Below are 25,095 nucleotides of genomic sequence, written 5' to 3'. Positions count from 1 at the left end.
AAATGCAAAACGCCTCACCGCTGGCGGCAAGGCGTTGCACGAATTGACCATTAACAATGAAGCGGCGTTATGCGGGAGTAGCGACCGGCTCAATCCGAATATAACGGCGATTATTTGGTCCCTTTATTTCAAAATGCACAAAGCCATCCGCTAATGCAAACAACGTATGATCGCGCCCTAATCCGACATTGACGCCATTATGAAACTGCGTCCCGCGCTGCCGCACTAAAATGGTGCCGGCATTCACTAATTGTCCACCGAAACGCTTGACGCCCAACCGTTTTGATTCTGAATCGCGGCCATTGCGTGAACTGCCGCCTGCTTTTTTATGTGCCATTACTAAAATCCTTTAATCATTAAAGCGGAAATGTGCAATGCAAATGCTTGAATTAACCGCCGACGCCGGTGATTTCAATTTCAGTAAACCATTGCCGATGCCCTTGCCGTTTTAAATAATGTTTGCGGCGGCGGAATTTGACGATATGCACCTTTTTTGCCCGCCCGTGCGCTTTCACTGTCGCCCGCACCACCTGACCGGCCAACAGCGGTTGCCCAATCTGCACCTGATCGCCGTCCGCCAGCAGCAACACCTGATCTAACTCAACTGTTGTGCCAATGTCCGCCACGAGTTTTTCCACCCGCAACCGATCCCCTTCCGCCACCCGATACTGTTTTCCACCGGTTTGAATCACCGCGTACATGCCCTTTTGCTCCTCACAAGCGAAATCAAGCGAAAAATCCTAAAACACGTCAGGGTACCGGAACGGGGCAAGATCAGTCAACCACATTAATAAATCTGCGCATTGACCTTGACCGTTGCGGGAATGAAAAATCACCAGCGTTGCGAATAAAACTGGCAATGAATTGGTCGGTTGGGTTGCGCAGTAACTCAATACTTTCCTCTCATTCACCCCAATTGATTGAATGAAACAACCAACCGCCGCCGATTAAATTGATTCGAGCGGTTTTTTATTGCGGGCGAAATGCTGGGTTGCCCGTCAATAGAAATGAGTGACTTGATTAAACGCCGCAGCCGCGCCAGCGCGTAAGTCCTGAATTTGCTTAAGTTTCCTGTACTTTTGCCGATAAACGTTATGGCTAGTAGAGTTCAGCGGTATAAACTTCTGAGCTGATTTGTTCAACGGCGTAGCTTCTGACAATAATGGAGTACGAATATGAAAATCAATACGAATATGGCAAGTCTATTTGCCTATCGCAGTTTGGCTGGTCAGGAACACCATCTGCAAAAGATAACACAGCGCCTGGCGAGTGGTGTGCGCATCAATAACGCGGTTGATGATGCGGCGGGTTTGGGGATTACCGAGCGCATGACCGCCCACATCCGCGGGTTAAATCAGTCCCACCGCAACGTCAACGACGGGGTCTCCTTGCTGCAAACGGCCGATTCGGCGCTGGGGAGTGTCGGCGATGCGTTGCAACGGATTCGTGAAATTGCGGTGCAAGCGGCAAATGACACCTACAGCACCACTGATCGCAGTTCCATGCAGAGCGAAGTGTCGCAGTTGATGTTGGAAATCAATCGCGTCGCCATTGATACGCAATTTAACGGCAAGTCGTTGATGGATGGCACCGGCAGCTTGATGGGCGGCAGCGAGAATGAGCAATTTGTCATTAGCGGCCTGCGCGGGTCTTGGCTACGCGAATCCGAGAGTCGCATTGCGGAGTATTACGGTCTTGAGGGCAAGGGGAGTGATTTCAAAATCATTCTGGAAGAAGATGCGCCTGGCGGAACTATCGCGTCCATCACTCCGCTGGCTAATGGTACTAAAGAGATGCGCGTGGATATGCTGGATTTTACTGCCCCGGATGGTCTTGGCGGGTTTTCAGCCGACCGGGTGATCGCCCATGAAATGGTTCATACGGTGATGGTAGATAACATGAATCTCTTCGCCATGCCCTGGTGGTTTATCGAGGGCACGGCGGAATTCATTCACGGCGCAGACGAGCGCGTGGAAGCAGATTTCACCACCGCCGCCGCATTGGTGGCCGCCGTACCCACCGTCCAACCGACTACCAGCTTCGAGTATTCCAGCGCCTATGTCGCCGTGCGTTTTCTAAACGAGCAAATGAGCGGCGGCATTAAAAGCATTATGGCGGAACTCGGAACTGGCGCAACCTTCGATCAGGCGCTCGCCGCCACCACTGGTTTTGCCGACGACGCGGCTTTTCGGGCGGCCTACACCGGCGCCACCGGACAAAGTTATGTGCAAGGACTGTGGGATGGCGGTTATTTCAGCAATGAGGACACCGGCGCGATTGGCGGGGCGGATGCGGACGGCGGCGAGGTGCTGACGGGCGCGTCGGTCATTCCCGATACCGGCGGCTACACCTACGATCCCTTGAGCAATTATGCGGAAATATGGCCGGGCGGTTTTGATCGGAGCGCGAGCGCAAATACGTTCGCTTTGCAGATTGGCGAGAATAGTGGCGACAGTTTGGCGGTCAGCATCGGCGCCACCACGATCAACGCGCTCGGCCTTGCCGGGATTGATGTGTCAACCGCGCCACAAACGGTGATTGGCAAGGTTGATCTGGCAATTGATTATCTTAACGAACAACGCGGCCGCGTCGGTGCCAGCATCAACCGGCTTGACCATACCATTAACTCCATTGCCCACAATATCGAAACTACGTCCGCCGCCCGCTCGCGGATTCTCGACACCGACTTTGCCCGGGAAACTGGTGAACTGACGCGCCAGCAGATTCTGCAACAGTCCAGCCAAACGATACTGGCGCAGGCCAATAAGTTACCCCAACAAGTGCTCAGTTTATTGGGTTAACATTCCAGCGATACCCGTGCTATTGACATTCAATCCAATTGATTGAGTGAAACAATTAACCGCTACCGATTGAATTTTGGAGCGGTTTTTTATTGCAGGGAAAATGTTGGGTTGCTCGTCAATAGAGATTGGTGACTTGATTAAACGCAACCTAACCGCCGCGCAGTTGCCAATAAAACTGGCAATGAATTGTCACCGCCGGCGAATCAACGTCCCGACGCCTTCATCCGTGAACAAGTCTAATAACACCGCATGTTCCACCCGCCCGTCGAGAATATGTGCGGCATTAACACCGGCTTGAATCGCATCTAATGCGCAGCGAATTTTGGGTAACATGCCACCGAAAATCACGCCCGTTTGAATTAAATTGGCCACGCCGGCCGCGTCAATTTGGCGAATTAACTCACCCGCGCTGTCTAATAAACCCGCCGTGTTGGTTAATAACACCAACTTTTCTGCGTGCAACACTTCGGCCAATTTTCCCGCCACCAAATCGGCATTGATGTTGTATGAAAACCCATCCGCGCCGACGCCAATCGGGGCAATGACGGGAATGAAATTGCCGCTGACTAACATATCCACCACGCCGGCATCAATGCTTTCTACTTCGCCGACGTGACCTAAATCAATCAATTCGGGAATGTCGGTTTCTAATACGGTAGTATCGCTCGCATCACGCCGTAATAATAATTTGCGGGCGCGAATTAAATCGCCATCTTTACCCGTTAAACCAACCGCCGCGCCGCCGTGGCGGTTAATTAAATTGACGATTTCTTTATTCACCGATCCGCCGAGTACCATTTCCACCACGTCCATTGTTTCGCTATCGGTGACGCGCATTCCCTGCACGAATTCGGTGGCCTTGCCCAAGCGTTTGAGTAATTGACCAATTTGCGGCCCGCCGCCATGAACAATCACCGGGTTGACGCCGACTAATTTCATTAATACGAGATCGCGGGCAAAGCCGTCTTTTAAGTGCGGCTCGGTCATCGCATTGCCGCCGTATTTAATGACAATGGTTTTACCAGTAAAGCGGCGAATGTACGGCAGGGCTTCAATCAATACTCGCGCAATGTTTTGGGCGCGTTCAGCAGCAATGGGCATAATAATTAAATGGTCAAATGAAGTGAGTGGAAGTAATTAACGGTTAAACAATTTAACTCGACTAGCAATTATTTATCATGTTTTAAGCGGTTGGTTTAAGCAAAGTTGGCGTGCGGGTTTTGTTTTTTATAAAAACAAATCCAATGATTCCTAATACCAACGCTACGCCCAATACAACAATCCAAATAATGTAGTGCGGATGATCTGTATTCGCATGTCGGCGTGACGCATTATCAAACATCTTGATTTGTTCTATTTGCGCTTGCGGTAATCCAAATATCAGTTGAATACCACGTTTATCCGTCTCAGACTGCAATGCCTGCAAATAGCTGAGATTATCGGGTTTATTGGTGATGGTGCAAAAGAGAACAACGTGATTGCTATTCGCGTTTTTATATGCAACTAAGGTATCTAAATCCGCTCTAAACCTATCCAATCGTATTTTTGTTGTTGAGGCATAGTTTTTAGCTTCAATCGCAAATAACCGATCTTTTTTATTAAGCAATAGATCAATATCTGTGGCCCCTTTTTTTAAACCATCGTTAAATTTTTCTCCTATTCCTAACACTTTAAACCCATTTGTTACCGCGCTCTCTGCAATCCTGAGTTCATTCAAATGCCCAATGGTCACAGCACGATTGTTGCCAATAATTTTCCGCAAAGTTGCCCGAAACCCAGGCACGCCAGTTAATCGCGCAAACATCCCCTCGGCTGTCTGTCTATCTAATTTTTCCTGATAAATGGCAATTCTCAAAAACGCATCTTCGAGGACATCATTAGGCAAATTCAATTCACCCAGTTCTTTTCCAACTTTCTGAGTACCTTTAACCTCATCTGATAGTTTTGAGAGCCTCACAATGTCATTGTCAGATAACGCCTGAGTGTTTTCAGTAATTGCCGCAATTGATTGCGTCATCAACCCCCAAGCACTATTGGCTTGAGAAATTAAAGCAGCAAAAACAATTACAATTAAACCCAATTGTCTATAAAACATGATCGGCTCTCTTGATGAGCGAGTGCGGGGCGTCATCTAATTCACGGTCGCCACCAACCGCTTGGGCATTGGCAAACGCGGGCGCATCGTCACCAGCCGACACAGCGCCTCCAGCAGTGCCGCGTCACTGGCTTCGCTCGCCACCGCCACCACGCGAAAACCCAGTTGCATCGCCGTCGCCGCCGTGCGCTCGCTAAACACCGCCAGCGGCAAACTGCGCAGCCACGCCTGATCGGCCTCCGGCACCAGTTGATACAGGTTATTTAATATCTCGTCACTGGTCGCGGTCAGCAAATTCAGCGACCGCCGCCACTCGGCAATCAACGGTTTAACCTCCACCTCGGGCAATGCGCGACGGTACACCTCGGCATACGCCACCTCCGCCCCGCGCTGCATCAAGGTTTCCGCCAACACCGCCCGCCCGCCTTCGCCGCGCACAATCAAAATCCGTTGCCCCTTGACGTGCCGCAACTGCCGCAGCGCCAGCAACCCTTCGCTGTCAAACTTTTGATTGGCGGGGATTAAATCCGGCACCCGCCCGGCCTGCCGCAACGCCACCGCCGTCCCCGCCCCAACAGCGGCCAGCGCGACATCGGTGGGCAGTCGCTGATCGGGCAGCAACGGCAGCGCGTAATTGACTGCGTTGCGGCTGACAAAAATCCACACATCCCAGGTCGCCCGCAGCAACGCCTGCGCCGCGGTCATTTGCCGACCGGGACGGATGATGACGGTTGGAAAAGACTGCGCCACGCCGCCGGCGGTGTGGATTAATTGGCACAAGCCCGCAGCCTGTTCCGCCGGACGGGTGACGAGGATGACCTGCCCGCTCAGATCGCACGGCGCGTTCATAGCTCGCGCACTGCCTCCAAAATGTGATCGGCACCGTGCGCGAGTAATTCTTCGGCTACCTCGCGTCCAATTGCTTCACCATTCGCTGGATCACCGCGCCGTTCGCTGCGCAAAATCAGTTGCCCGTCGGGTAATCCCACCAAGCCGCGCAGGTACAGTTGCCCGTCGGGTTCTAACACCGCGTGACCGGCAATTGGTACTTGGCAGCCGCCGTCCAGTCGCGCATTCATCGCCCGTTCGGCCAACACGCAATAGGCGGTGGCGGGGTGATGCAGCGGCGCAATCAATTGATGCACCCGCTCGTCGGCGGTGCGGCACTCGATGCCAATCGCGCCCTGACCAATCGCCGGCAAGCTGTCCTCTAAACTGAGCCGCGCTCGGATGCGCTCGGCCAATTCCAGCCGAATTAATCCCGCTGATGCCAGCAAGATGCCGACAAATTCGCCGTCGTCCAATTTGCGCAGGCGGGTGTTGACGTTACCGCGTAACGAGGCGATGCGGATGTCAGGACGGCGGGCGGCGAGTTGACATTGGCGGCGCAGGCTGGAGGTGCCGATGCAGGCGCCGAACGGTACCTCATCAATGGTGGCGTATTGGCTCGACACCCACGCATCGGTCGGGTCTTCGCGCTCCAAAATGGCGGCTAAATGCAGCCCGTCGGGAAATTCGACCGGCACATCTTTCATCGAGTGGACGGCGATGTCGGCGTCCCCGTCGAGCATTCCCTGCTCTAACTCCTTGACAAATAAGCCTTTACCGCCAATTTTCGCCAGCGGTGAGTCGAGCAATTTGTCGCCTCGCGTGATCATGCCGACGATCTCAACCCGCAAGTCGGGGTACAGACGGCTGAGTTCGGCGGCGACGTGTTCGGCTTGCCACATAGCCAGTGGAGATTTGCGGGTGGCAATTTTGAGAGTCTCGGTCATTGACGATCATTCCAATGCGAAACGCTAAACATTAGCGGGGTTGATGGGCGTGGGTTACTTGAGTGCCAGTGCGGGGGATTTTAGCTGACTTTGGCAGACGTTACGCAGTCGAGTGTTAAAAAGATTGTCACGATTGCTGCATTCCCGCCCGCAGCACCTGTCGCACCGCCGCCACATGCCGCCGACTGATCGGCAGGCGCTCGGCAGTGCCGTTCAACACCGCCACCGCCTCGCCGTTTTGATGTTTAGCAATTCCAATTAACGCGGCGCGGGCAATTAAAATGCTGCGATGAACGCGAATAAACTGGTCGGCAAATTCTGTTTCCAAGTGTTTTAATGATTCGTCAATTAACGCCGCGCCGCCCGCGTAATGTACCGTGACATATTTCTGATCGGCTTGTAAATAAACAACGGTCGCAATTGGAATGGTGAGCAATGCACCGCGATAATTGACTTGCAATTGCGTGCGCCGTGCTGGCGCATTGAATGGCGGCGGCGGGGATTGTAAGCGCGTGGTTAAATGCAGGTGTTCTAATGCCGCCTGTAATCGCTCGCGCCGCACCGGTTTAACCAAATAATCAGCGACGTGATGGTCAAAAGCTGCGAGCGCATATTCCGAATACGCGGTAATTAAAATCACAGCCGGCGGCGGGGTTAATTGTGCTAATTGCGCGGCCACTTGCAAGCCATCCATGCCGGGCATTCGCACGTCTAATAACACCACGTCCACCGGTGATGCCGTGCATTGCGCAAAGGTCAAGCGGCTATCGGCCAATTCACCAATCACATGATAGGTCGCGGCATTGGGTAATTCAGTTAATAATCGCCGCAGCCGTTGCCGAGCGGGCGCTTCATCATCAACGAGGAGGATGTTCACGAATAACCTCGTTACACAGAGTGAATAATAACAGTGCCGCAAATAATCACACGGTATCTGACAACTCAACCTATGCGGTTATTAACCAACCAATATCAGCAAACAAGGTATCAGCCGACAAATCAGCGCCACATTCCCATTCAATAAAATACCCACCATTATGCACCCGCATAAAAACAGTTTCATCTTTCAGCGCCGCAAATGCTTCAGCCTTCAAATAAGGCTGTACATTAAATATGCCTTGCCGTTCATCGGCAGTGGTAATTTCAAGCTGATAATTTGGTTTTGGTATGACTGATTTGATTATCATTGATCTAATCCTTGAATAGAGTTGTTTTAACCAGCAAAATCAATCATCTGAGCAGAGTACGTTCCCACACTGAAACGTGGTAACAATTAAATACTCTCTATTGTAATCGTTAAACAAACTTGATACTGCAATACATCACGACTGCAATTCAGCGTCGCCCGCCCGGGTAAATGCGCAGCTAATCGCTGACGGACATTCTCTAATGCAACCTGATGCCCGCGTAATGATGACATAGGCGGTTCACTTGGCAAACTATTCGTAATGATTAATTGCAACCGCCCGCGTTGATACTTGCCCGCAATGCGAATAAACCCCGGCGCGACGCTCGGTTGAATACCATGATACACTGCATTCTCCACCAGCGGCTGCAAAGTTAATAACGGCAATGAGATTTGCGTCATCAACGCCTCGGGTAATTCATCTATTGCCCAAATCACTTGCAAGCGCTCACCCAACCGCTGCTGTTCAATATGCAAATAACGCCGCACTAAATCTAATTCCTCAGCCAGCGTGGTTAATTCGCGTTCGGTGGCAATAGCGGCACGAAATAAATCAGCTAAATCTTCGACAATTTCCTCGGCTAATTGTGGATCAGTGCGGGTGAGATTCGCAATGGTATTCATGCTGTTAAATAAGAAATGCGGACGGATGCGCGCCTGTAATAATTTGAAGCGCGTATTGGCGGTCATTTCCACCTGCTGCCGCCATTGTTGATGCAAATACAGATACCGCAGCAATACTAACCCGACAATTGCGGCAATACCAATACTGCGAATCAATAAACCCACCATGCCATCATGCGGTAATAAATCGGCGGCAATGTCGGCGGGTAAGCCAATGAACATGGTAAATAACACCGCCGCCGTTGTTATTGGAATTAATGCCCAGGCGAGAATAGCGGCGAGGCGCGGATTTAATGCGACTAAATGCGGGCGAATAACACACAGCAGCGCCGCATTAGTTAAAATACTCAATTGCGCAAAGACTGACAGCGGCCCCAGCCGTAACCAAAACGAATTAAGTGGCATTGGCGAGGCTAATGTGAGTAAAATAGCCAATAGTTCACCGTACACCACCACGCCGAGTACCATTGGCACACTGCAAAAATCGGGTAATAACTCGTCACGTTTTGTCAATTGCATGGGCGGCGCTACTGTTTAATTTAACTTGAATAATGATGACACAAAATACCATGATAAAACAATCCAACGTACCGAATAAACTTTGGTCAGGACGGTTTGACCAACCGACCGATGCGTTTGTCGAAGCCTTCACTGCATCTATTGAATTTGACCAGCGATTAGCGCTGCATGATATTACCGGTTCTATTGCTCATGCGCGGATGTTAAGTCAGCAAGGCATTATTGATCCGAATGAATGTGCCGCAATCATCGCGGGATTAGAACGCATTGCAACGCAAATAAAAAACGGCAGCTTTGAATGGTCAATTGCATTAGAAGATGTCCACATGAATATTGAAGCGGCATTAACTGCTGAGATTGGTGATGCCGGTAAACGTTTGCATACCGGGCGCTCGCGCAATGATCAAGTGGCAACTGATGTGCGATTATGGTTGCGTGATGAAATAGACGCCATTGGTACGGCAATTGAAAACTTGCAATTGACGTTATTAACACGGGCGGAACAAGAAGCCGATACCATTATGCCGGGTTTTACGCATTTACAGGTCGCGCAACCCATTACTTTTGGTCATCATTTAATGGCGTGGTATGCGATGCTCGACCGCGATAGTGAGCGTTTATTCGATTGTCGGCGGCGGATGAATACGATGCCATTGGGCGCGGCCGCATTAGCTGGCACCAGTTATCCAATTGATCGCCATTATACAGCCGCGTTATTGGGATTTGACCAGCCGGCCGATAATTCATTAGATGCCGTGTCAGATCGAGATTTTGCCATTGAGTTCTGCGCATTTGCGGCTATTTTAATGATGCACCTGTCGCGCTGTTCAGAAGAGTTAATTCTGTGGTCATCTGCGCAATTCGGATTTATTGAATTAGCGGATGCGTTTTGCACTGGCTCTTCTATTATGCCGCAGAAAAAAAATCCCGACGTGCCCGAATTAATACGCGGCAAAAGCGGACGGGTGTTTGGGCATTTGATGGCGCTATTAACGTTAATGAAAAGTCAGCCGCTGGCGTATAATAAAGATAATCAAGAAGACAAGGAACCGTTATTCGATACGGTGGACACGGTGCGGGCGGTATTGCGGGTGTTTAATGATTTAATTGGCGCTATTCACTGCCGCACGGAACGAATGCGCGCTGCTGCGTTACAGGGGTTTTCAACCGCGACTGATTTGGCCGATTATCTCGTGCGTCAAGGGCTTCCATTTCGTGATGCGCATGAAATTGTTGGTAAAACAGTCGCTTATGCGATTCGTGAACAGCGCGATCTTGCCGCGTTATCATTAGCAGAATTGCAGACCTTTTCACCGCTGATTAACGCCGATGTATTCGCTGTATTAACATTAGAGGGATCGGTTGCGGCGCGCAATCATTTAGGCGGCACGGCACCGCAGCAGGTGCGGGCGGCAATTGCACGAGCAAAAACTAAAACACTGCGTTGGCAAACATTGGATTGATACTGAAATGACCACACCACCAGATTCACTTGCACACTTAAATGCACGTTTATTGCAATTTGCCCGCGACCGCGATTGGGAGCAATTCCATTCACCGAAAAACTTGGCAATGGCGCTGGCCGGTGAAGCGGGCGAATTATTGGAACAGTTTCAATGGTTGACCGAGGCGCAAAGTGCGCAATTAACGGATAAACAACGGCAAGCAGTTGCGCATGAATTGGCCGATATTTTGATTTATCTTATTCGGTTGGGCGAGCGGTTGGACATTGATTTAATCGCGGCTGCGAATGAAAAAATGGCAATTAACGCGCAACGCTATCCGATTGAGCGGGTCAAGGGCGATGCGCGGCGGGCGGGTGAGTATGACGCCACGAGCGATTAAACTGGATTAAATCCAATTAATCCACGACGGGATTGGCGGTGAGTGTGTCGCGTTTATCGCGGCGGCTGGTTAATACGCCGGCAATGCTAATTAACGCGGCGCCAGTTAATAAATGCCAGGTGAGTGGTTCTTGCCATAATAACCAGCCATAACCACCGGCAAAGATGATTGAAAAATAATTAAAAACGCCGATTTGTGAGGCGGGCGCGAGTGTTAATCCAGTAGTCAGCGCCCATTGCCCGAGGGTGGCGAAAATGGCAATCATTAATAACCAAAGCCACGCAATGAATGAGGGGGTTTGCCAACTCCACAACATGGGTAGGATAGAGACAATGGTGGATAATAAAGTGAAATAAAACAGAATGCGGCCGGTGGGTTCAGTGCGGGATAACCGCCGAATTGTGACCATTGCAACTGCGGTAAAAACGCCGCCGAGTAATCCAATCCAAATGACCGGTGATATATCCAATCCTTGCGGTTGGATAATCATCATAACGCCAATAAACCCGAGGGCAACGGCGAGCCAGACTGATAATGACACCCGTTCGTTCATCCAAAAAATTGCAATGACTGGAATGAATAAGGGCGCGGTTAATTTTAATAACATCGCCTCGGCCAAGTTAATATGCGCGAGGGCGTAAAAGAAACAATACATGGCGGCCACACCGGTTGCGGCGCGAATCACATGTAATCTAAATACGGTGGTTTGAATGACGTTATTGTCGCGCATGAGCCAGGGTAGCACTAAACAAAATGCGAATAGATTGCGGATAAAAACAATCATTTCATTCGATAATTCAGCGGCAACGATGCGCACACCAACGCCCATTGAGGCAAATAACCATTCGCCAATGATGATCCAAAGCGCGGCGCGCAAAAGGGCGGTGGTGGAGTGCAATGCGGGATGACCTGTTGTTTTTTTAAGACAGTAACGGCTGTGTTGTTTATGATAATAAAATGATTAAAAACAAATGTTTGTGTACAAATTGCCCGCGAGCCAAGCTGTCCGGGTGGCAATTTTGTCGCGTCTTGCAATTTAAGTTGCACTTTTGTCGGCATTATCAGCTAAAATAACGACGATGCTATTTTCAACGCCATTTTAACGTAAGCAGAGAGGAAACCACTGATGCTCCATGTACGCTCCCTGACCCGCGCTGCCGGGTTGATTTCGACCGCCGCGCTGGCACTGACACTAGTCGCTGCGCCCGCTTTCGCCGCTGATCATGACGAAAGTTATTGGTATGCCACTGGCGACCGCAGCCTGCCGGATGGGCAGTTGTGGGTGAATAGCGCCGGCGAATGTTGGCAGAGCGCCTACCCTGATGGCCCGAACGATTTGCCGCCGTGCGGGGTGGAAAAGCCGGCCGAAGTAGCTGAAGTGCCTGAAGAATTTACCGTGCGCTTGAATTTTGCGTTTGATAAGGACGAAATGCGGGATGTCGTGAACCGTGACGAAGTGGCGCGTTTGGACGATTATATCGCCAATGTCAAGGCGACCACGACGCTGGAATACCTGACTGTGATCGGTCACACGGACGCGGTGGGATCAGATGCCTATAATGAACGTTTAGGGATGCGGCGTGCTGTGACTGTGCGTAACTATTTGATTGCACAGGGTTTAGCAGAAGAACAGATCGCTGCACCGCAAAGCATGGGTGAACGCAAGATGTTGCCGAGTTATCCGCCAGATGCGCTTGAACAACGGCGGGTGCGCATTATGTCTCGCGCTGACTAATGATTTAATACCAGTTTAGTTCTGAAGGTGTTTTGAATGTTCATTAAGCCGACCTGTCATAAGGTCGGCTTTTTTATTGCGATAATAATTGATTGATGCCCGGCACCTGAGCAATCTTGACCAGCCTAATTAAAATTTCTCGCGCCACTTGTAATAATTTTTTGACTAGACAGTCTTGTTTTATAAATTGCGGCAGTTTGAGCGCAATGCTATTGAGCCATCACATTCAATACGAGGATAAAAGCATGACACTGTTTGCTGAACTATTTCCTGTCAATACGAACAAGTTGCCCCGTTTATTCGTATATCAATTGCAAACTGTGCGCGGTGAAATCACCAAAAAAATCGGCTGGCAATTGGCGTATCGCTTAACCAACCAATTCAAAAAACAACATTTTGTCTGGGATGACGACGGGCAAGTGCTGATTGCAGATATTGCGCTTGAACAAGCAGAGATTGACGCATTCATTAAAGAACTGTGGCAATTGCCAATAGACAGTTTCAAGGCGGCATTAGAAGCAATGACATTGGCGCCGCATTTACAACCATCGCAGCAGGGCATTGCCGATTTTGTTGCGCATTCATTCCTCAATGATATTGCCCCGCACGTCACAAAAGCATTAGATCAATTCAAACGGAAGCGAGAAAACTACGACGTTATTTTGAAAGCAGACTATGCCGGTTGGGTGGTGCATGGACAGCCGGCTATTTCTATTTCCGTGAGTTCTGAATTGCAATATAAACATGATGTCAAACGTCATGCTGCGACCTTATCAGATATTAACCAGTTAATTGGTTTAAGTGTCTTTGATAAAACGAAATGGTTTTTTAAACCAATGAAAATTACCAGTATTGTTGGTCAATTGGGAGAACCCGGCCGGCGCGAACGTTTACTCAGTTTTGACTTAATGCCCAGGATGCAGAAATGCGTTGAAGAAGCGCCCGATAGTGAATTAGTTGTTAAACTCAACCGTCAATATGATTATGTGATTAGTGCGCTCGGTATTAATATTCGTAATAAAGATCACGGCACTTTTAATGTGAGTGAAAGATTGCAAATTCCACCCAAAAAAAGAGCGGAGTGTATTAAAGCAGTTGTGCAACTGATTCAAAAAATTGGGATCATTGGTGGGGCTTACGGAGTCGGCAGAGGAAATAATTCCAGTGTGTTTCTCAATGCAACAGATATTGGTTATACGCCGCAACTCCTCTTTGGTAATCACAAAAGCGCTTCGTTTGGTAAAGCATTTGATTCAATTCGGCAATTTGGGGCGTATAAACCAGCAAAAGATAAAACAATCCGGTTAGCGATTGTGAATACCGTACCCAATGTGTCATTAAAAGGTCTGCGGGAACAATTGCGTTCTCTGCTCGGAGAAGATGGTCTAGGCTATAAACTCATATTAACAGGTGGCCCTAAAAATATTGTAGAACCGTCACGCGCTGCATTAGAAATTGCGATTAATGATTTAGCGGGTAAAATACCAGACTTAATTTTAGGCATTATTGCAAAACCGTATAATACGAGTGATGAAGAACAATGGACACTATACGATCATTTCAAACATCTGACATTAGACCAGGGTTTATACAGTCAAGTTTTGCAACCGAAAAACTTGGATAATGAATATGTGCTGAATAATGTTGTGCTGGGCATTTTGGCAAAAACCGGCACCATTCCGTATGTATTAGCAAATCCAATTGATTACGCCGATTTAATTGTCGGCTTGGATGTTGCCCGTCGTCCTAAACAAATGCGGGCGGGGACGATCAATGTCGCAGCCAGCGCCAGAGTGTATTTGAATACTGGCGAATTATTGCGCTACAGCATTCGTAATTCCATGTTGGAAGGTGAAATCATTCCAATGCCGGTTTTGCAGGATATGTTTCCTGTTGCCGATTTCGCCGGCAAGCGAGTGATTATTCACCGCGATGGTCGGTTATACGAAAAAGAACAGCGCAATTTATTACGATGGAGTCGTGAAATCGGCGCGACGTTTTATTTTGTAGAAATTATTAAAGATGGCAATCCGCGACTGTACGGTGTGAAAGAAAAAGAGATTGTTAAAGCACCGAAAGGGAGTATTTTGACGTTGAGTGACACTGAGGCATTTCTTATTTCATCAGACATTCCCGACAAATTTCAAGCAACGCCGCAACCATTACGCATACGCACTGATTCATCATTGCCGCTGGCAAAAGCATTGCATTCAGTATTAACCCTCACGCTATTGCATTATGGCTCAGAGCGCCCACCACGTTTGCCAGTCACAACCTATTATGCTGATCGTATTTCTTCAATGGTGTTGAAAGGGTTGCGCCCGAATAAATTGGATGGCAACATTCCGTTTTGGTTATGAATCAGGAGTGACTCAGTTCAGATTATAACTGATTGATTGTCGACATTCCCACGCTGGAGTGTGGGAACGATCAATAGATAGTTTAGTGCTGTTGTTTAATTTAAACTATCCCGCAAGTGTATTCAAAATTGTTGCCGCTAATTCGGCCGGTATTAATTATTCTTCCGCACCTGTTTATATGTGTTTGCACGGCACAGCATAATCAGGACAAGAACACTCGGTAATGAGAAAATCTGTGTCATTGCGGGGCAATTTGCAGACACGTCTTCGGTAACTGCACCTGCTGCAAGACCTGACTTCAGCGCAGTGACGCAACAGGCTGAATGACCGCGTAACTCGCGGCGACGGTGTTAATGAACACGGTGCGCAATTCTTTCAAGCGTTATCATCACTGGCAATAAACTTGCCCAGATTATTTTAATAAGCGTGTAATCTCACGGAACGCGACAACTACCAGTTCACCCTATTAATTGCCAATAAAAAAACCGCTGCCAGTGTGAATCACGACAGCGGTGTTGAATTGATGAGTAAACCGCTGGTTAGTCACAACCCCAGCGGCTGAATTGATTAGCGATATTGGCGCAGATAATTCCACTCATAAAAGCGTTTGAGCCAATGAAAAGCGCGGGATGATGGCAGCACCACATTGTGACGTTCATTGCGCGCAATTAAAAAGCCGTGATCGTTAGCATCCACAATGCACAATAATTCCACGCGGAAAGTTTTATTCGGCGCTTGATGATCTAATTCAGCCAATAAATTATGCGCCGCCGCTTGCGCTTGCAAATCCGCCATGTGCGCTTGACGCGGCATCCAATCGGGTCCGGGGAAACTACCCGCATCACCGGCAACATAAATGCGCTCACATCCCACCACGCGACCGTACTGGTCAGCTTGTAATAACCCGCCCGGCGAGCGCGGTAATTCGGTTTGATCGAACCACGCATTTCCCGTTAATCCGGGCATGAAAATAATTAAATCGGCCGGCACATCGCCATTCTCAGTTAATATCGCAGTGGGCGTAAATCCTTTTAACTTATGCCCGACATGCGCATCAATTCCCAAGCGCGTCATTTCGGCTAATAATAAACCAACGGCTTTTGGCCCCAGCCGATTACCCGGGCGTTCCGCTGGAGTGAAAAAGACGAGGCGGAATTGATCGCGGCGTTTTTCAGCGCGTAATTGTTGGTCTAATCCGAATAAAAACTCGAAAATCGGCCCGCCGCGCATGGCCGCTGGTTCATTCGGATTACCGGCAAATCCCATTGCCACCGTGCCGCCGTTCATGGTTTTTAAACGATCACGAATGGCTTCGGCGGAAGCAATGCCTTCACACGGGGTAATGGCGTGTTCAATCCCCGGCAGTTTTTTAATAAAACGCCCGCCGCTGGCAATGAATAACGCATCATTTCGCACCGGCCCGAGCGTGGTATCTAACACGCGCCCATTGTCGCGTAACCCAGTGGCGCTGGCGGCAATGTGGCGAATACGCAGCCGTTCAAAAAATGGGCGTAAATCAATACGCAAATCATCACCGGTTCTTAGCCCGGACGGAATCCAAATCAATCCCGGCAAATAGACAAACTCGGCGGTTGGGCTGACTAAGGTTAATTCAAGGTCTGCGGAGGCTTGCCGCAGTGTCCGCAAGGCGGTCAAAGCAGCGAAGCCAGAGCCAACGACAGTGATACGATGCACGGTGACAAATCCTTAGAAAAACGGCAATGGAAACAGCGTTTTGGGAATGATTGAATACGGTGGGTTGGCGAATAGAACGAATAAAACAGTGAATAGACGTTTGGCAATTAACGCGGCTATTCTGACGGCGGCAATTCTGAGTCAGTGGCGTAATGACGATTAACCCGATCACGCAATTCTTTACCAGGTTTGAAATGCGGCACATATTTACCCGCCAACGTCACAATATCGCCCGTGCGCGGATTACGACCGGTGCGCGGCGGACGGTAATGTAATGAAAAACTGCCAAATCCGCGTATTTCAATCCGCTCACCAGATGCCAGCGCTTGACTCATCTGTTCAAGAATACAACGGATCGCTAGTTCCACATCCTTGTGCGCGAGGTGGTTTTGTTCCACCGCCAGCGTCTCAATCAATTCAGATTTCATCATTGCGAAAGCCCGTTGATTTGCAACTGAAAACAATTAAACCTAGTTGGCGGGTTGATGACTCATTCGCACTTGACATCAACCCGCACTGACCAATACGTCAGGAATTAAACATCCCGCTGCGCATCTTCCATTTGTTGTTTGAGAATATCGCCCAACGTCGCGGTGCCAGTCTGCGCATCAGTGGAATAACCCTTGATGGCCGCCTGTTCATCCGCCGCGTCTTTAGCTTTAATTGACAGCGAAATGGTGCGATTTTTCCGATCAACGCCAATAAACTTGGCTTCGATTTCTTCACCGAGGTGCAATACCGCCCGCGCATCTTCAATTCGATCACGCGAAATTTCTGACGCCCGCAAATAGCCCTCCACGCCCTCGGCTAGGGTCAAGGTCGCGCCCTTGGCATCTAATTCGCTGACCACGCCATGCACGATGCTGCCCTTTTCATGCTGGGCAACGAAACTGGAGAAGGGATCCTTGTCTAACTGCTTGACGCCCAACGAAATCCGCTCGCGCTCGGGATCAACCGACAGCACCACTGTTTCAAGCAGATCGCCCTTTTTGTAGCGCTTGAGTGCCTCTTCGCCGTTGTCTTCCCACGAAATGTCGGATAAATGCACCAACCCATCAATGCCGCCGTCCAGCCCAATGAAGATGCCGAAATCGGTAATGGATTTAATTTGCCCGCTGACGTGATCGCCCTTTTTATGCGTGGCGGAGAATTCTTCCCAGGGATTCAATTGACATTGTTTAATGCCAAGTGAAATACGGCGGCGCTCTTCATCAATATCCAGCACCATCACCTCGACCTCGTCACCGAGTGAAACGACCTTGCTGGGATGGATGTTTTTATTTGTCCAATCCATTTCAGAAACGTGGACTAAACCTTCGACGCCCGCCTCGATTTCAACAAAACAGCCGTAGTCGGCGATGTTGGTCACTTTGCCGAACACGCGGGTATTTTCGGGATAACGCCGCGAAATATTAATCCACGGATCCTCGCCCATCTGCTTGAGGCCGAGTGACACGCGCTGGCGATCACGGTCAAATTTCAACACCTTAACCAGGATTTCCTGACCAATTTCAACCACTTCGGACGGATGCTTCACCCGCCGCCACGCCATGTCGGTAATGTGCAACAGCCCGTCAATACCGCCCAAATCGAGGAATGCGCCGTAGTCGGTCAAGTTCTTGACCACGCCCTTGACTTCGTTACCCTCTTCCAACTTGTTCAGCAGGGCATCACGCTCGGCGCTGTATTCTTCCTCAACCACCGCCCGCCGCGACACCACAACATTGTTGCGCCGGCGGTCGAGTTTGATGACCTTGAAATCCAACTCCTTGCCTTCGAGGTACGCCGTGTCGCGCACCGGGCGGACATCCACCAATGAGCCGGGCAGGAAGGCGCGCACGGTGCCAATTTCGACCGTGAACCCGCCCTTGACCTTGCCATTGATGAGACCCTTGATGGTTTGCGCATCTTCAAAGGCTTTTTCGAGCGTATCCCAGGCGGCGAAGCGTTTGGCTTTTTCGCGTGACAGCCGCGTGATGCCAAAGCCATCTTCGACGGCATCGAGCGCCACCAGCACCTCGTCACCGACGGCGACTTCCAATTCGCCTTCGGGTGAAATGAACTGGCTGCGCGGGATGGCGCCTTCGGATTTCAAGCCAGCATTGATGATGACGGAATCAGCAGTGATGGCGACGACTTGACCGGTGATGAGGGTCCCGGGCTGGAGTTGGGTGGTGGACAGACTCTGTTCAAAGAGTTCGGCGAAACTTTCGGTCATGAGTATGCAATTTCCTGGCGGTGGCGCCTGGTCCCGTCGCGCACCAAGTACCGAGCGCGGCAGCGGGGGTTGGGGTGAATGAAAATAAATGTTTTATCAAGCACATCAAACAGTTGTTGAGGCGGCGGGCAAGGTGCGGCGGATCACCACCATCACCTGCGCAAACACCTCGGCAATGGACGCGGTCGTCGTGTCAAACACCACCGCGTCGGCGGGGATGGTTAGCGGACTGTGTAACCGCTCGCGGTCGTGGGCATCGCGCACACGCAACGCCTCAACAAGATTCGCAAGGTTAGCATCTAGCCCCTTGTCTCTCAACTGTTTATAACGCCGCTGCGCCCGTTCTTCGGCACTGGCGTCGAGATATAATTTCACCAGCGCCGTCGGGAAAACCGTGCTGCCCATGTCGCGTCCGTCCGCCACCAACCCCGGCGGCTGCGCGGCGGCACGTTGCCAGTCCAGTAACGCGGCGCGCACCTGCGGCTGCTGCGCCAATTGTGACGCGGCCAATCCCACCTGCTCGGTGCGAATCTGATCGCCCAGTTCCCGCCCGTTGAGGTGCAGTTGCCCGCTGACAAAGTGCAATTGACACCGCCCCGCCAGTGCCGCCAGTGCTGCGCCGTCGTCGAGCGCCACGCCCGCCTCCAGCGCCGCCACTGCCAATCCGCGATACAGCGCGCCGCTGTCGAGCAAATGCCAACCCAGCGCCAGCGCCACTTGTGACGCAATCGTGCCTTTGCCAGTCCCCGACGGGCCGTCAATCGTAATCACCGGCGCCGCCGTCTGCGTTGAACTGTTTAAATCAACCGTTGTCATCGCTGCTAATCCTGAGGCCGGCCGCGGCCGCGAGTGGGGCAAAATCGGGAAAGGACGTGGCGACGTTGGCGCAGTCTAAAATCGTGATCGGTTCACTTGCCCGCAGCGCCGCCATCGCAAATGCCATCGCCACGCGGTGATCGCCGTGACTGTTGACCGTCCCGCCGCGCAATTGACCGCCGCGAATGCGCAACCCGTCCGCCGCCGGGTCTGCCGCAATCCCCAGCGCGGTCAAGCCGTCCGCCATGACTTGGATGCGGTCACTTTCCTTGACGCGCAATTCAGCCGCGCCGCGTAACACCGTTTCACCCTCCGCGCAGGCGGCGGCAATGAACAGCGCGGGAAATTCGTCAATTGCCAGCGCGACCTGCTCTTCGGGAATTTCAATGCCATGCAGCGCGGCGCTGCGGACGCGCAAGTCAGCGACCGGTTCACCACCAAAGGTGCGCGGGTTCACGATCTCGATGTCTGCGCCCATCATTTGTAACAAGGTAATAATGCCGCGGCGGGTGGGATTGATGCCAACGTCGGTCAAGATCAAATCAGACTCGGGCGCGATGCTGGCGCCGACGAGGAAAAATGCCGCCGAGGATAAATCTGCTGGAATCGCCACGTCAGTTGCCACCAGTCGCCCGCCGCCGCGCACACCCACCCGCATCCCGTCGCGTTCGACCGTGTAACCAAATGCCGTCAACATGCGCTCGGTGTGATCGCGGCTCGGCGCCGGTTCCGTCACCCACGTCGCGCCGTCGGCAAATAACCCTGCCAATAAAATGCTCGATTTGACCTGCGCACTGGCGACCGGCAGCGCGTACTCGATGCCGCGCAACTGGTCAACCGGCGTGATCTGCAACGGCGCGGTGCCGCTGGCGCTCGCGGTGATCTGCGCCCCCATCAACCCGAGCGGCTGCGTCACCCGCCGCATCGGGCGCTGCATCAGCGACGCATCGCCAATCAAAGTGCTGGCGAACGGCTGTCCGGCGAGTAATCCCGCCAGCAATCGCATTGACGTGCCAGAATTGCCCAGATCGAGCGGCGCGCTCGGGGCGGTCAAACCGTGCAGACCGCCGCCGTGAATCGTGACGCGGCCGGCGGCGTCGGGATCGGTGATGGCAACACCCATCGCCCGACATGCCGCGAGCGTGGCTAAACTGTCTGCGCCGCTGAGAAATCCCGTCACGCCGGTCACGCCGTCGGCTAAAGCGCCGAGCATGATGGCGCGGTGGGAAATGGATTTGTCGCCCGGGACGCGCACACTGCCGCGCAAATTGCCGCCGGGGTTGAGTAGAAAACGCATTGCGCATTTACCAATTGTGATGTTGCAGAAGGATGAATTCGGTATTCAAATAGCAGTGCGCAAAATAGCGGATTATCAGCGCGTTTGTAAATTTAAATTTATTTGGTTTATTCGTTTAGCGATCAAACATTATGACCGACTTCATGCGATTGTGGCAATTATTCCGCCCCTACCGGGGATTAATCATCACCGGCTTTATCATTGCATTAATCACGCTCGTGGCCAATGTCACCTTATTAGCCATCTCGGCGTGGTTCATTACCGCAATGGCTGTGGCCGGCAGCACGGGATCGGCAATGAACTATTTCACCCCGGCGGGCATCATCCGCGCCAGCGCCATTGCCAGAACCGGCGGGCGTTATTTAGAGCGGTTAATTACCCACGACGCCACCTTACGTCAACTCGCCGCATTGCGCGTGTGGTTTTATCAACAATTAGAACCGCTCGCCCCCGCCCGATTACAAGCCTTCCACAGCGGCGATCTATTAAGCCGCATTCGCGCCGATGTGGACGCGCTCGATCAATTTTATGTCCGCGTGTTAATTCCCACCGCCGTCGCGTTCATTGCCGGCATTGGCTTCGTATTATTCACCGCGTGGTATCAAATTCAATTAGCACTGGTGCTGGCATTATTACTCATCAGCGGCGGCGTTTTATTACCGATGTTCACCCGCCGTTTAGCAATTATTCCCGGGCAGCGATTAGTCACCACCGAAGCCGCGCTGCGCCAAGCCACGATTGACGGCACGCAGGGCTTGGCCGAATTGCTCGTTTGCGGCGCTGCCGATACGCACGCCGCCTATTTAAACCAATTAAGTCAACAACTTATCGCCGACCAGCGCCGCTACAGCCGCATTCACGGCATCACGCACGGCGGAGTCAGTTTGCACGCGCACCTCGCGCTGTGGGCGGTACTGTGGCTCGGACTACCCATGTTGCAAAACGGTCAAATATTGCCGCCGCAACTGGCGATGCTGGCGCTGTTGGCACTGGGCAGTTTTGAAGCGATTGCGCCGCTGCCGTCCGCATTTGCGCAACTGGAAACGACGCGAGCCGCGGCACGGCGGCTGTTTAGCTTGGCTGATCTGGCGCCGGCGGTGATTGAACCGACCACACCCGCGCCGCTGCCGGCCACTGTTTCGTTGCAAATCCAACAGTTGTATTTTCACTACCCAGATGCTGACCAGCCGGCGTTGGCGGATGTCAATCTGACGCTCTCACCCGGGCAACACGTCGCCATCGTCGGCGCAACTGGGTCGGGAAAAACCAGTTTATTCAACCTGTTACTCAAGTTTTGGTCGCCGACCAGCGGCGCTATTTTGCTCGGCGGGCAGTCGCTCGCGGAGTTGGCCAGTGAGTCAGTTCGGCAACAGATCGCGCTCGTGTCGCAGCAGACGTATTTGTTTAACACCACGATTGCGGAAAATCTGCGGCTGGCCGCGCCCAATGCCACGCTGGCGGAGTTGGAAGATGCCTGCAAGATCGCGCAAATTCACGACTGGATCGCCACTTTACCCGACGGTTACGCGACCTGGGTGGGTGAAACGGGCGTGCGCGTTTCGGGTGGACAGGCGCGGCGGATTGCGATTGCGCGGGCGCTATTAAAAAATGCGCCGTTATTATTATTAGATGAGCCGACTGAAGGATTAGATGCTGAAACCGAACGGGCATTGATGTTGGCGTTGCAGCAATTGATGCGCGGGCGCACGACCATATTAATTACGCATCGCCCGGTGGCATTGGCGGCAATGGATGAGGTATTGGTGTTGGAACATGGGCGAATTAAAACGCGGGGGACTCATGCCGAGTTAGTGCGCGATGTCAATTATACGCGGCTGTTGGGGTTGAATGATTAGGGTGCCGTCATTATTGCTATAAAACGGCGGTGTTTAAATGAAATTTAGGCGTGACGCAGTTGGGCGGTAAGTCATTAATCGTTCCCACACTGACACATGGGAACGATCAAGATGAGCAGCGCGGTTTTATTAAACTGGTGAATTAAGAAAACCAGGTGGCGAGTGTATCACGGGCGCGCTGTTTTACTTCATCATTAATATAAAAACTGACCGCCACCACCGCTGCGGCTAATACGCTTAAATCATCGCTGTATCCCACAACCGGTATGACATCCGGCACGACATCAATTGGTGAAATGAAATAAGCCAGCGCGGCGTAAATGGCAGCTTTGGCTTTGGCGGGTACGTTCGGGTTGTCAGCGGCATAATACAACCACAGCACTTTTTCAATGACCGTGTAACCGGCTTGGCGGGCGTAAATGCCCAGTTTTGACCAGAGCGAGTCGTCAGAATAGGTCGAGTTTGCTTGCGTGTCATTCATGGTATTTGACCTTGTGGTTAAATAAAAAAACGAATGAGATGGCGGCAGACTGGTGAATACGGATGCTCACACGCGGCAAAGCAATCTAGCATTTTAATCTTCAGTCCGTGTTCAATCAGCCGCCGCCGTTGGTAATAAATATAATAACTATAATAGGTATAATCATTTTGCGATTAGAACCGGCGATTGATTAGTCGCTGAATAACCAATAAGCCAACCCGCCAACGGCCGCGGCGGCTACGACTGGTGCGGCCACCAACACGCCGACGCCCGCCGCCATGCCCCCGCCCACCACGCTGCCGATGGTTGCCAGACCCGCCGGCCCTGCCCCCGCTACCGCAACTGCCACCGCTGATCCGGCCGTGCCAACTGCCGCGCCGCCGTAAGTGCCGACTTGCGCGGCATCGCAGGCGGCTTGGTCGGCGCAGTCGCTGTACAAAGCGTCGTTCATCAGTTTGGCGGAACTCACCGCAGTGGCACCGGCAAGCGTGACGGGGCCGCCAGCGGTGGCGAGCGTGTGCATGATGGTTGCGCCCGAGCCGGTGGCGATGGTGGCGCCGACGGCAGTCGTTTCCGCCAATGCCGTGCCAGTGCTGGCGTAATCCGTGACTTGCGCGGCAGTTTGCATGGCGTCGCTGCCGTCATTGAAGGCGTCAACGCCCGCGTCCGCGCCGCTGGCCAAACGATTTGCGTATTTGGTGATGGTTAATGCGTCCGCTGCTTGTGCCGGGGTTGACATGACGGCAGCGGTGAATAAGGCGATGGTCAGGGCGGGGGCGACTAATTGATTGCTATTGTTCATTTAATAATCTCCAATTGCGTGATAAATAAATCAGTTTAATCGTGTTAATCGTGTTGAAAGGCCAACTTAATCAATCAGATGTTTAGTTGCTTGATTCACAAGGTTAAGACGGTGCCGCGTTATTTATTTGTCAAACTGCGCGGGTTGTTTGATAATTCGTTCCATATTTATCGATTCCGATAAATAATCCATCTGAAATATCAACGGATATTTTTTTATATAATGAACATAATTCAGTATAAACATATTCATTAGAATTCTTCACTTTTAAATTAGAATAGTCTTTCAAATCAATTTTAATATAAGTATTAATATCATCTAATGATTTCACTTGTTCCTCAAATAGAAATTGATAATATTGTTCTGATTTAAATCTTTTATTTTTTGGTTTATAAGTTATTCTTTGAATTGAAAATAACCATCCATTAATATCACCAATATGTTTGTTATGATTATAGCTATCTTCCCACTTTAATAATTTAATTAAATGTTTTAATATTTCTAATCCTTGAAATGTTATTTTTGCTTCGGCATTTCTTCTATCAAATGCCATTTCGTGAATTAAATCTAATATATTTTCGATAATATCTGACATTTTTTAGTTTTCTCCAAAAATAAAAGAATTAATTTCGAAAGAACAAACACACTGAAAATTGATGCTGAAAATCAGTTTAACCGGCAAATTGCGCGTGTCTATGGTTCGCAAGGTTGTTAACCGTGCCGCGCTGTTCATTTGCAAAAACTTCAATCATTAAACAACACGGGTTGATTGGCGCGTTCCCACACGCTGGCATGGGAACGGTTGGGGGCGGGGCGGGTTAGTCGTCGAACAAGTTGTCGATGAGCACGATGGTACCGGCCGCCACTAACAGCGGCACCAACACTGGGGCAACGGTGAGGACAGTGATCGTGCGGCTGCGGTCAATAAAGCGATGGTCAGGGCGGGGGCGGCTAATTGATTGCTATTGTTCATTTAATAATCTCCGT

At 51.1% G+C, this 25,095-nt stretch carries 24 protein-coding genes; 6 read left to right on the top strand and 18 right to left on the bottom strand.

What is annotated here, in order from left to right:
* Positions 1–67: 67 nt before the first annotated feature.
* Entirely contained in the window at positions 68–337 is a 270-nt protein-coding gene (gene rpmA / locus HUK38_RS05155) for a 50S ribosomal protein L27 (protein ID WP_182583159.1), read from the bottom strand.
* A 52-nt stretch (positions 338–389) separates the two neighbouring features.
* Positions 390–701: a 50S ribosomal protein L21 gene (gene rplU, locus HUK38_RS05150; RefSeq protein WP_182583156.1), complete on the bottom strand. Its 312-nt coding sequence runs from the start codon at positions 699–701 to the stop codon at positions 390–392.
* Positions 702–1,175: 474 nt separating this feature from the next.
* Between rplU and HUK38_RS05145 the strand changes: the two genes are divergently transcribed.
* Positions 1,176–2,801, top strand: coding sequence for a flagellinolysin (locus HUK38_RS05145; RefSeq protein WP_182583154.1), 1,626 nt, complete (start codon positions 1,176–1,178; stop codon positions 2,799–2,801).
* A 192-nt stretch (positions 2,802–2,993) separates the two neighbouring features.
* Here the strand turns inward: HUK38_RS05145 and argB are convergent, their stop codons facing one another.
* From argB to HUK38_RS05110, 7 genes are all read right to left on the bottom strand, one after another.
* On the bottom strand, positions 2,994–3,905 hold the full coding sequence (gene argB / locus HUK38_RS05140; RefSeq protein ID WP_182583151.1) for an acetylglutamate kinase: 912 nt from the start codon (positions 3,903–3,905) through the stop codon (positions 2,994–2,996).
* Positions 3,906–3,987: 82 nt separating this feature from the next.
* Positions 3,988–4,899, bottom strand: coding sequence for a hypothetical protein (locus HUK38_RS05135; protein ID WP_182583149.1), 912 nt, complete (start codon positions 4,897–4,899; stop codon positions 3,988–3,990).
* Between the two features lie 36 nt (positions 4,900–4,935).
* A complete protein-coding gene (locus tag HUK38_RS05130) occupies positions 4,936–5,748 on the bottom strand; it encodes a uroporphyrinogen-III synthase (protein WP_182583147.1) in 813 nt (270 codons plus the stop codon).
* Positions 5,745–6,674, bottom strand: a complete 930-nt coding sequence (gene hemC, locus HUK38_RS05125) for a hydroxymethylbilane synthase (RefSeq protein WP_182583145.1) — start codon at positions 6,672–6,674, stop codon at positions 5,745–5,747. Before hemC ends, HUK38_RS05130 begins: the two co-directional genes overlap by 4 nt.
* 127 nt (positions 6,675–6,801) lie before the next feature.
* Complete coding sequence (locus HUK38_RS05120) at positions 6,802–7,551, bottom strand: response regulator (protein ID WP_182583143.1); 750 nt, start codon at positions 7,549–7,551, stop codon at positions 6,802–6,804.
* Between the two features lie 70 nt (positions 7,552–7,621).
* Positions 7,622–7,861 (bottom strand): DUF2442 domain-containing protein, encoded by a 240-nt coding sequence (locus tag HUK38_RS05115; protein WP_182583141.1) that lies wholly within the window; start codon positions 7,859–7,861, stop codon positions 7,622–7,624.
* Between the two features lie 86 nt (positions 7,862–7,947).
* Complete coding sequence (locus HUK38_RS05110; RefSeq protein WP_182583139.1) at positions 7,948–9,003, bottom strand: sensor histidine kinase; 1,056 nt, start codon at positions 9,001–9,003, stop codon at positions 7,948–7,950.
* A gap of 50 nt (positions 9,004–9,053) precedes the next feature.
* On the opposite strand from HUK38_RS05110, the gene argH reads away from it, so the two are divergent.
* Both argH and HUK38_RS05100 read left to right on the top strand, forming a co-directional pair.
* Positions 9,054–10,466: an argininosuccinate lyase gene (gene argH / locus HUK38_RS05105; RefSeq protein WP_182583254.1), complete on the top strand. Its 1,413-nt coding sequence runs from the start codon at positions 9,054–9,056 to the stop codon at positions 10,464–10,466.
* Positions 10,467–10,473: 7 nt separating this feature from the next.
* Positions 10,474–10,848, top strand: coding sequence for a nucleotide pyrophosphohydrolase (locus HUK38_RS05100; RefSeq protein WP_182583137.1), 375 nt, complete (start codon positions 10,474–10,476; stop codon positions 10,846–10,848).
* Between the two features lie 16 nt (positions 10,849–10,864).
* On the opposite strand, the gene HUK38_RS05095 is transcribed toward HUK38_RS05100, so the two are convergent.
* Positions 10,865–11,746 carry a DMT family transporter gene (locus HUK38_RS05095; protein WP_182583136.1) on the bottom strand — a complete coding sequence of 294 codons (882 nt, stop codon included), beginning with the start codon at positions 11,744–11,746 and terminating at the stop codon, positions 10,865–10,867.
* 228 nt (positions 11,747–11,974) lie between these two features.
* On the opposite strand from HUK38_RS05095, the gene HUK38_RS05090 reads away from it, so the two are divergent.
* Both HUK38_RS05090 and HUK38_RS05085 read left to right on the top strand, forming a co-directional pair.
* A complete protein-coding gene (locus HUK38_RS05090; protein ID WP_182583135.1) occupies positions 11,975–12,583 on the top strand; it encodes an OmpA family protein in 609 nt (202 codons plus the stop codon).
* Between the two features lie 245 nt (positions 12,584–12,828).
* On the top strand, positions 12,829–14,943 hold the full coding sequence (locus tag HUK38_RS05085; protein WP_182583134.1) for a Piwi domain-containing protein: 2,115 nt from the start codon (positions 12,829–12,831) through the stop codon (positions 14,941–14,943).
* A gap of 567 nt (positions 14,944–15,510) precedes the next feature.
* Here the strand turns inward: HUK38_RS05085 and HUK38_RS05080 are convergent.
* The 5 genes from HUK38_RS05080 to aroA form a co-directional block, all read right to left on the bottom strand.
* The gene (locus tag HUK38_RS05080; RefSeq protein ID WP_182583133.1) at positions 15,511–16,638 is read right to left on the bottom strand and encodes an FAD-dependent oxidoreductase; all 1,128 of its coding nucleotides are present in this window, start codon (positions 16,636–16,638) and stop codon (positions 15,511–15,513) included.
* A 116-nt stretch (positions 16,639–16,754) separates the two neighbouring features.
* Positions 16,755–17,069 carry an integration host factor subunit beta gene (gene ihfB, locus HUK38_RS05075; RefSeq protein ID WP_182583132.1) on the bottom strand — a complete coding sequence of 105 codons (315 nt, stop codon included), beginning with the start codon at positions 17,067–17,069 and terminating at the stop codon, positions 16,755–16,757.
* Between the two features lie 104 nt (positions 17,070–17,173).
* Positions 17,174–18,856 carry a 30S ribosomal protein S1 gene (gene rpsA, locus HUK38_RS05070; protein WP_182583131.1) on the bottom strand — a complete coding sequence of 561 codons (1,683 nt, stop codon included), beginning with the start codon at positions 18,854–18,856 and terminating at the stop codon, positions 17,174–17,176.
* Positions 18,857–18,961: 105 nt separating this feature from the next.
* Entirely contained in the window at positions 18,962–19,672 is a 711-nt protein-coding gene (cmk, locus tag HUK38_RS05065) for a (d)CMP kinase (RefSeq protein WP_182583130.1), read from the bottom strand.
* Positions 19,659–20,969: a 3-phosphoshikimate 1-carboxyvinyltransferase gene (gene aroA, locus HUK38_RS05060; protein WP_182583128.1), complete on the bottom strand. Its 1,311-nt coding sequence runs from the start codon at positions 20,967–20,969 to the stop codon at positions 19,659–19,661. The genes cmk and aroA overlap by 14 nt, the downstream gene beginning before the upstream one ends.
* A gap of 131 nt (positions 20,970–21,100) precedes the next feature.
* Here aroA and cydC point away from each other — a divergent pair, with 131 nt between their 5' ends.
* Positions 21,101–22,825, top strand: a complete 1,725-nt coding sequence (gene cydC / locus HUK38_RS05055) for a thiol reductant ABC exporter subunit CydC (protein WP_182583126.1) — start codon at positions 21,101–21,103, stop codon at positions 22,823–22,825.
* 142 nt (positions 22,826–22,967) lie between these two features.
* On the opposite strand, the gene HUK38_RS05050 is transcribed toward cydC, so the two are convergent.
* From HUK38_RS05050 to HUK38_RS05040, 3 genes are all read right to left on the bottom strand, one after another.
* A complete protein-coding gene (locus HUK38_RS05050; protein WP_182583124.1) occupies positions 22,968–23,306 on the bottom strand; it encodes a DUF1232 domain-containing protein in 339 nt (112 codons plus the stop codon).
* A gap of 190 nt (positions 23,307–23,496) precedes the next feature.
* Positions 23,497–24,108, bottom strand: coding sequence for a hypothetical protein (locus tag HUK38_RS05045; RefSeq protein WP_182583122.1), 612 nt, complete (start codon positions 24,106–24,108; stop codon positions 23,497–23,499).
* Between the two features lie 130 nt (positions 24,109–24,238).
* A complete protein-coding gene (locus HUK38_RS05040; RefSeq protein WP_182583120.1) occupies positions 24,239–24,703 on the bottom strand; it encodes a hypothetical protein in 465 nt (154 codons plus the stop codon).
* Positions 24,704–25,095: the final 392 nt, after the last annotated feature.

Origin of the sequence: Thiospirillum jenense, assembly GCF_014145225.1 — a bacterium.
Classification (GTDB): Bacteria; Pseudomonadota; Gammaproteobacteria; order Chromatiales; family Chromatiaceae; genus Thiospirillum; species Thiospirillum jenense.
The sequence above is the reverse complement of the archived record's forward strand: the minus strand, read 5'-3'. Positions and strand labels throughout refer to the sequence as shown.

Bases quoted from the DNA above. Each gene is read 5' to 3' on its own strand.
- rpsA (WP_182583131.1), bottom strand. From the start codon at position 18,856: ATGACCGAAAGTTTCGCCGAACTCTTTGAACAGAGTCTGTCCACCACC.
- cmk (WP_182583130.1), bottom strand. From the start codon at position 19,672: ATGACAACGGTTGATTTAAACAGTTCAACGCAGACGGCGGCGCCGGTG.
- HUK38_RS05045 (WP_182583122.1), bottom strand. From the start codon at position 24,108: ATGAACAATAGCAATCAATTAGTCGCCCCCGCCCTGACCATCGCCTTA.
- argH (WP_182583254.1), top strand. From the start codon at position 9,054: ATGATAAAACAATCCAACGTACCGAATAAACTTTGGTCAGGACGGTTT.
- rplU (WP_182583156.1), bottom strand. From the start codon at position 701: ATGTACGCGGTGATTCAAACCGGTGGAAAACAGTATCGGGTGGCGGAA.
- argB (WP_182583151.1), bottom strand. From the start codon at position 3,905: ATGCCCATTGCTGCTGAACGCGCCCAAAACATTGCGCGAGTATTGATT.
- HUK38_RS05040 (WP_182583120.1), bottom strand. From the start codon at position 24,703: ATGTCAGATATTATCGAAAATATATTAGATTTAATTCACGAAATGGCA.
- hemC (WP_182583145.1), bottom strand. From the start codon at position 6,674: ATGACCGAGACTCTCAAAATTGCCACCCGCAAATCTCCACTGGCTATG.
- HUK38_RS05135 (WP_182583149.1), bottom strand. From the start codon at position 4,899: ATGTTTTATAGACAATTGGGTTTAATTGTAATTGTTTTTGCTGCTTTA.
- aroA (WP_182583128.1), bottom strand. From the start codon at position 20,969: ATGCGTTTTCTACTCAACCCCGGCGGCAATTTGCGCGGCAGTGTGCGC.
- HUK38_RS05090 (WP_182583135.1), top strand. From the start codon at position 11,975: ATGCTCCATGTACGCTCCCTGACCCGCGCTGCCGGGTTGATTTCGACC.
- HUK38_RS05100 (WP_182583137.1), top strand. From the start codon at position 10,474: ATGACCACACCACCAGATTCACTTGCACACTTAAATGCACGTTTATTG.
- HUK38_RS05085 (WP_182583134.1), top strand. From the start codon at position 12,829: ATGACACTGTTTGCTGAACTATTTCCTGTCAATACGAACAAGTTGCCC.
- HUK38_RS05145 (WP_182583154.1), top strand. From the start codon at position 1,176: ATGAAAATCAATACGAATATGGCAAGTCTATTTGCCTATCGCAGTTTG.
- rpmA (WP_182583159.1), bottom strand. From the start codon at position 337: ATGGCACATAAAAAAGCAGGCGGCAGTTCACGCAATGGCCGCGATTCA.
- HUK38_RS05115 (WP_182583141.1), bottom strand. From the start codon at position 7,861: ATGATAATCAAATCAGTCATACCAAAACCAAATTATCAGCTTGAAATT.
- HUK38_RS05130 (WP_182583147.1), bottom strand. From the start codon at position 5,748: ATGAACGCGCCGTGCGATCTGAGCGGGCAGGTCATCCTCGTCACCCGT.
- cydC (WP_182583126.1), top strand. From the start codon at position 21,101: ATGACCGACTTCATGCGATTGTGGCAATTATTCCGCCCCTACCGGGGA.
- HUK38_RS05110 (WP_182583139.1), bottom strand. From the start codon at position 9,003: ATGCAATTGACAAAACGTGACGAGTTATTACCCGATTTTTGCAGTGTG.
- HUK38_RS05050 (WP_182583124.1), bottom strand. From the start codon at position 23,306: ATGAATGACACGCAAGCAAACTCGACCTATTCTGACGACTCGCTCTGG.
- ihfB (WP_182583132.1), bottom strand. From the start codon at position 17,069: ATGATGAAATCTGAATTGATTGAGACGCTGGCGGTGGAACAAAACCAC.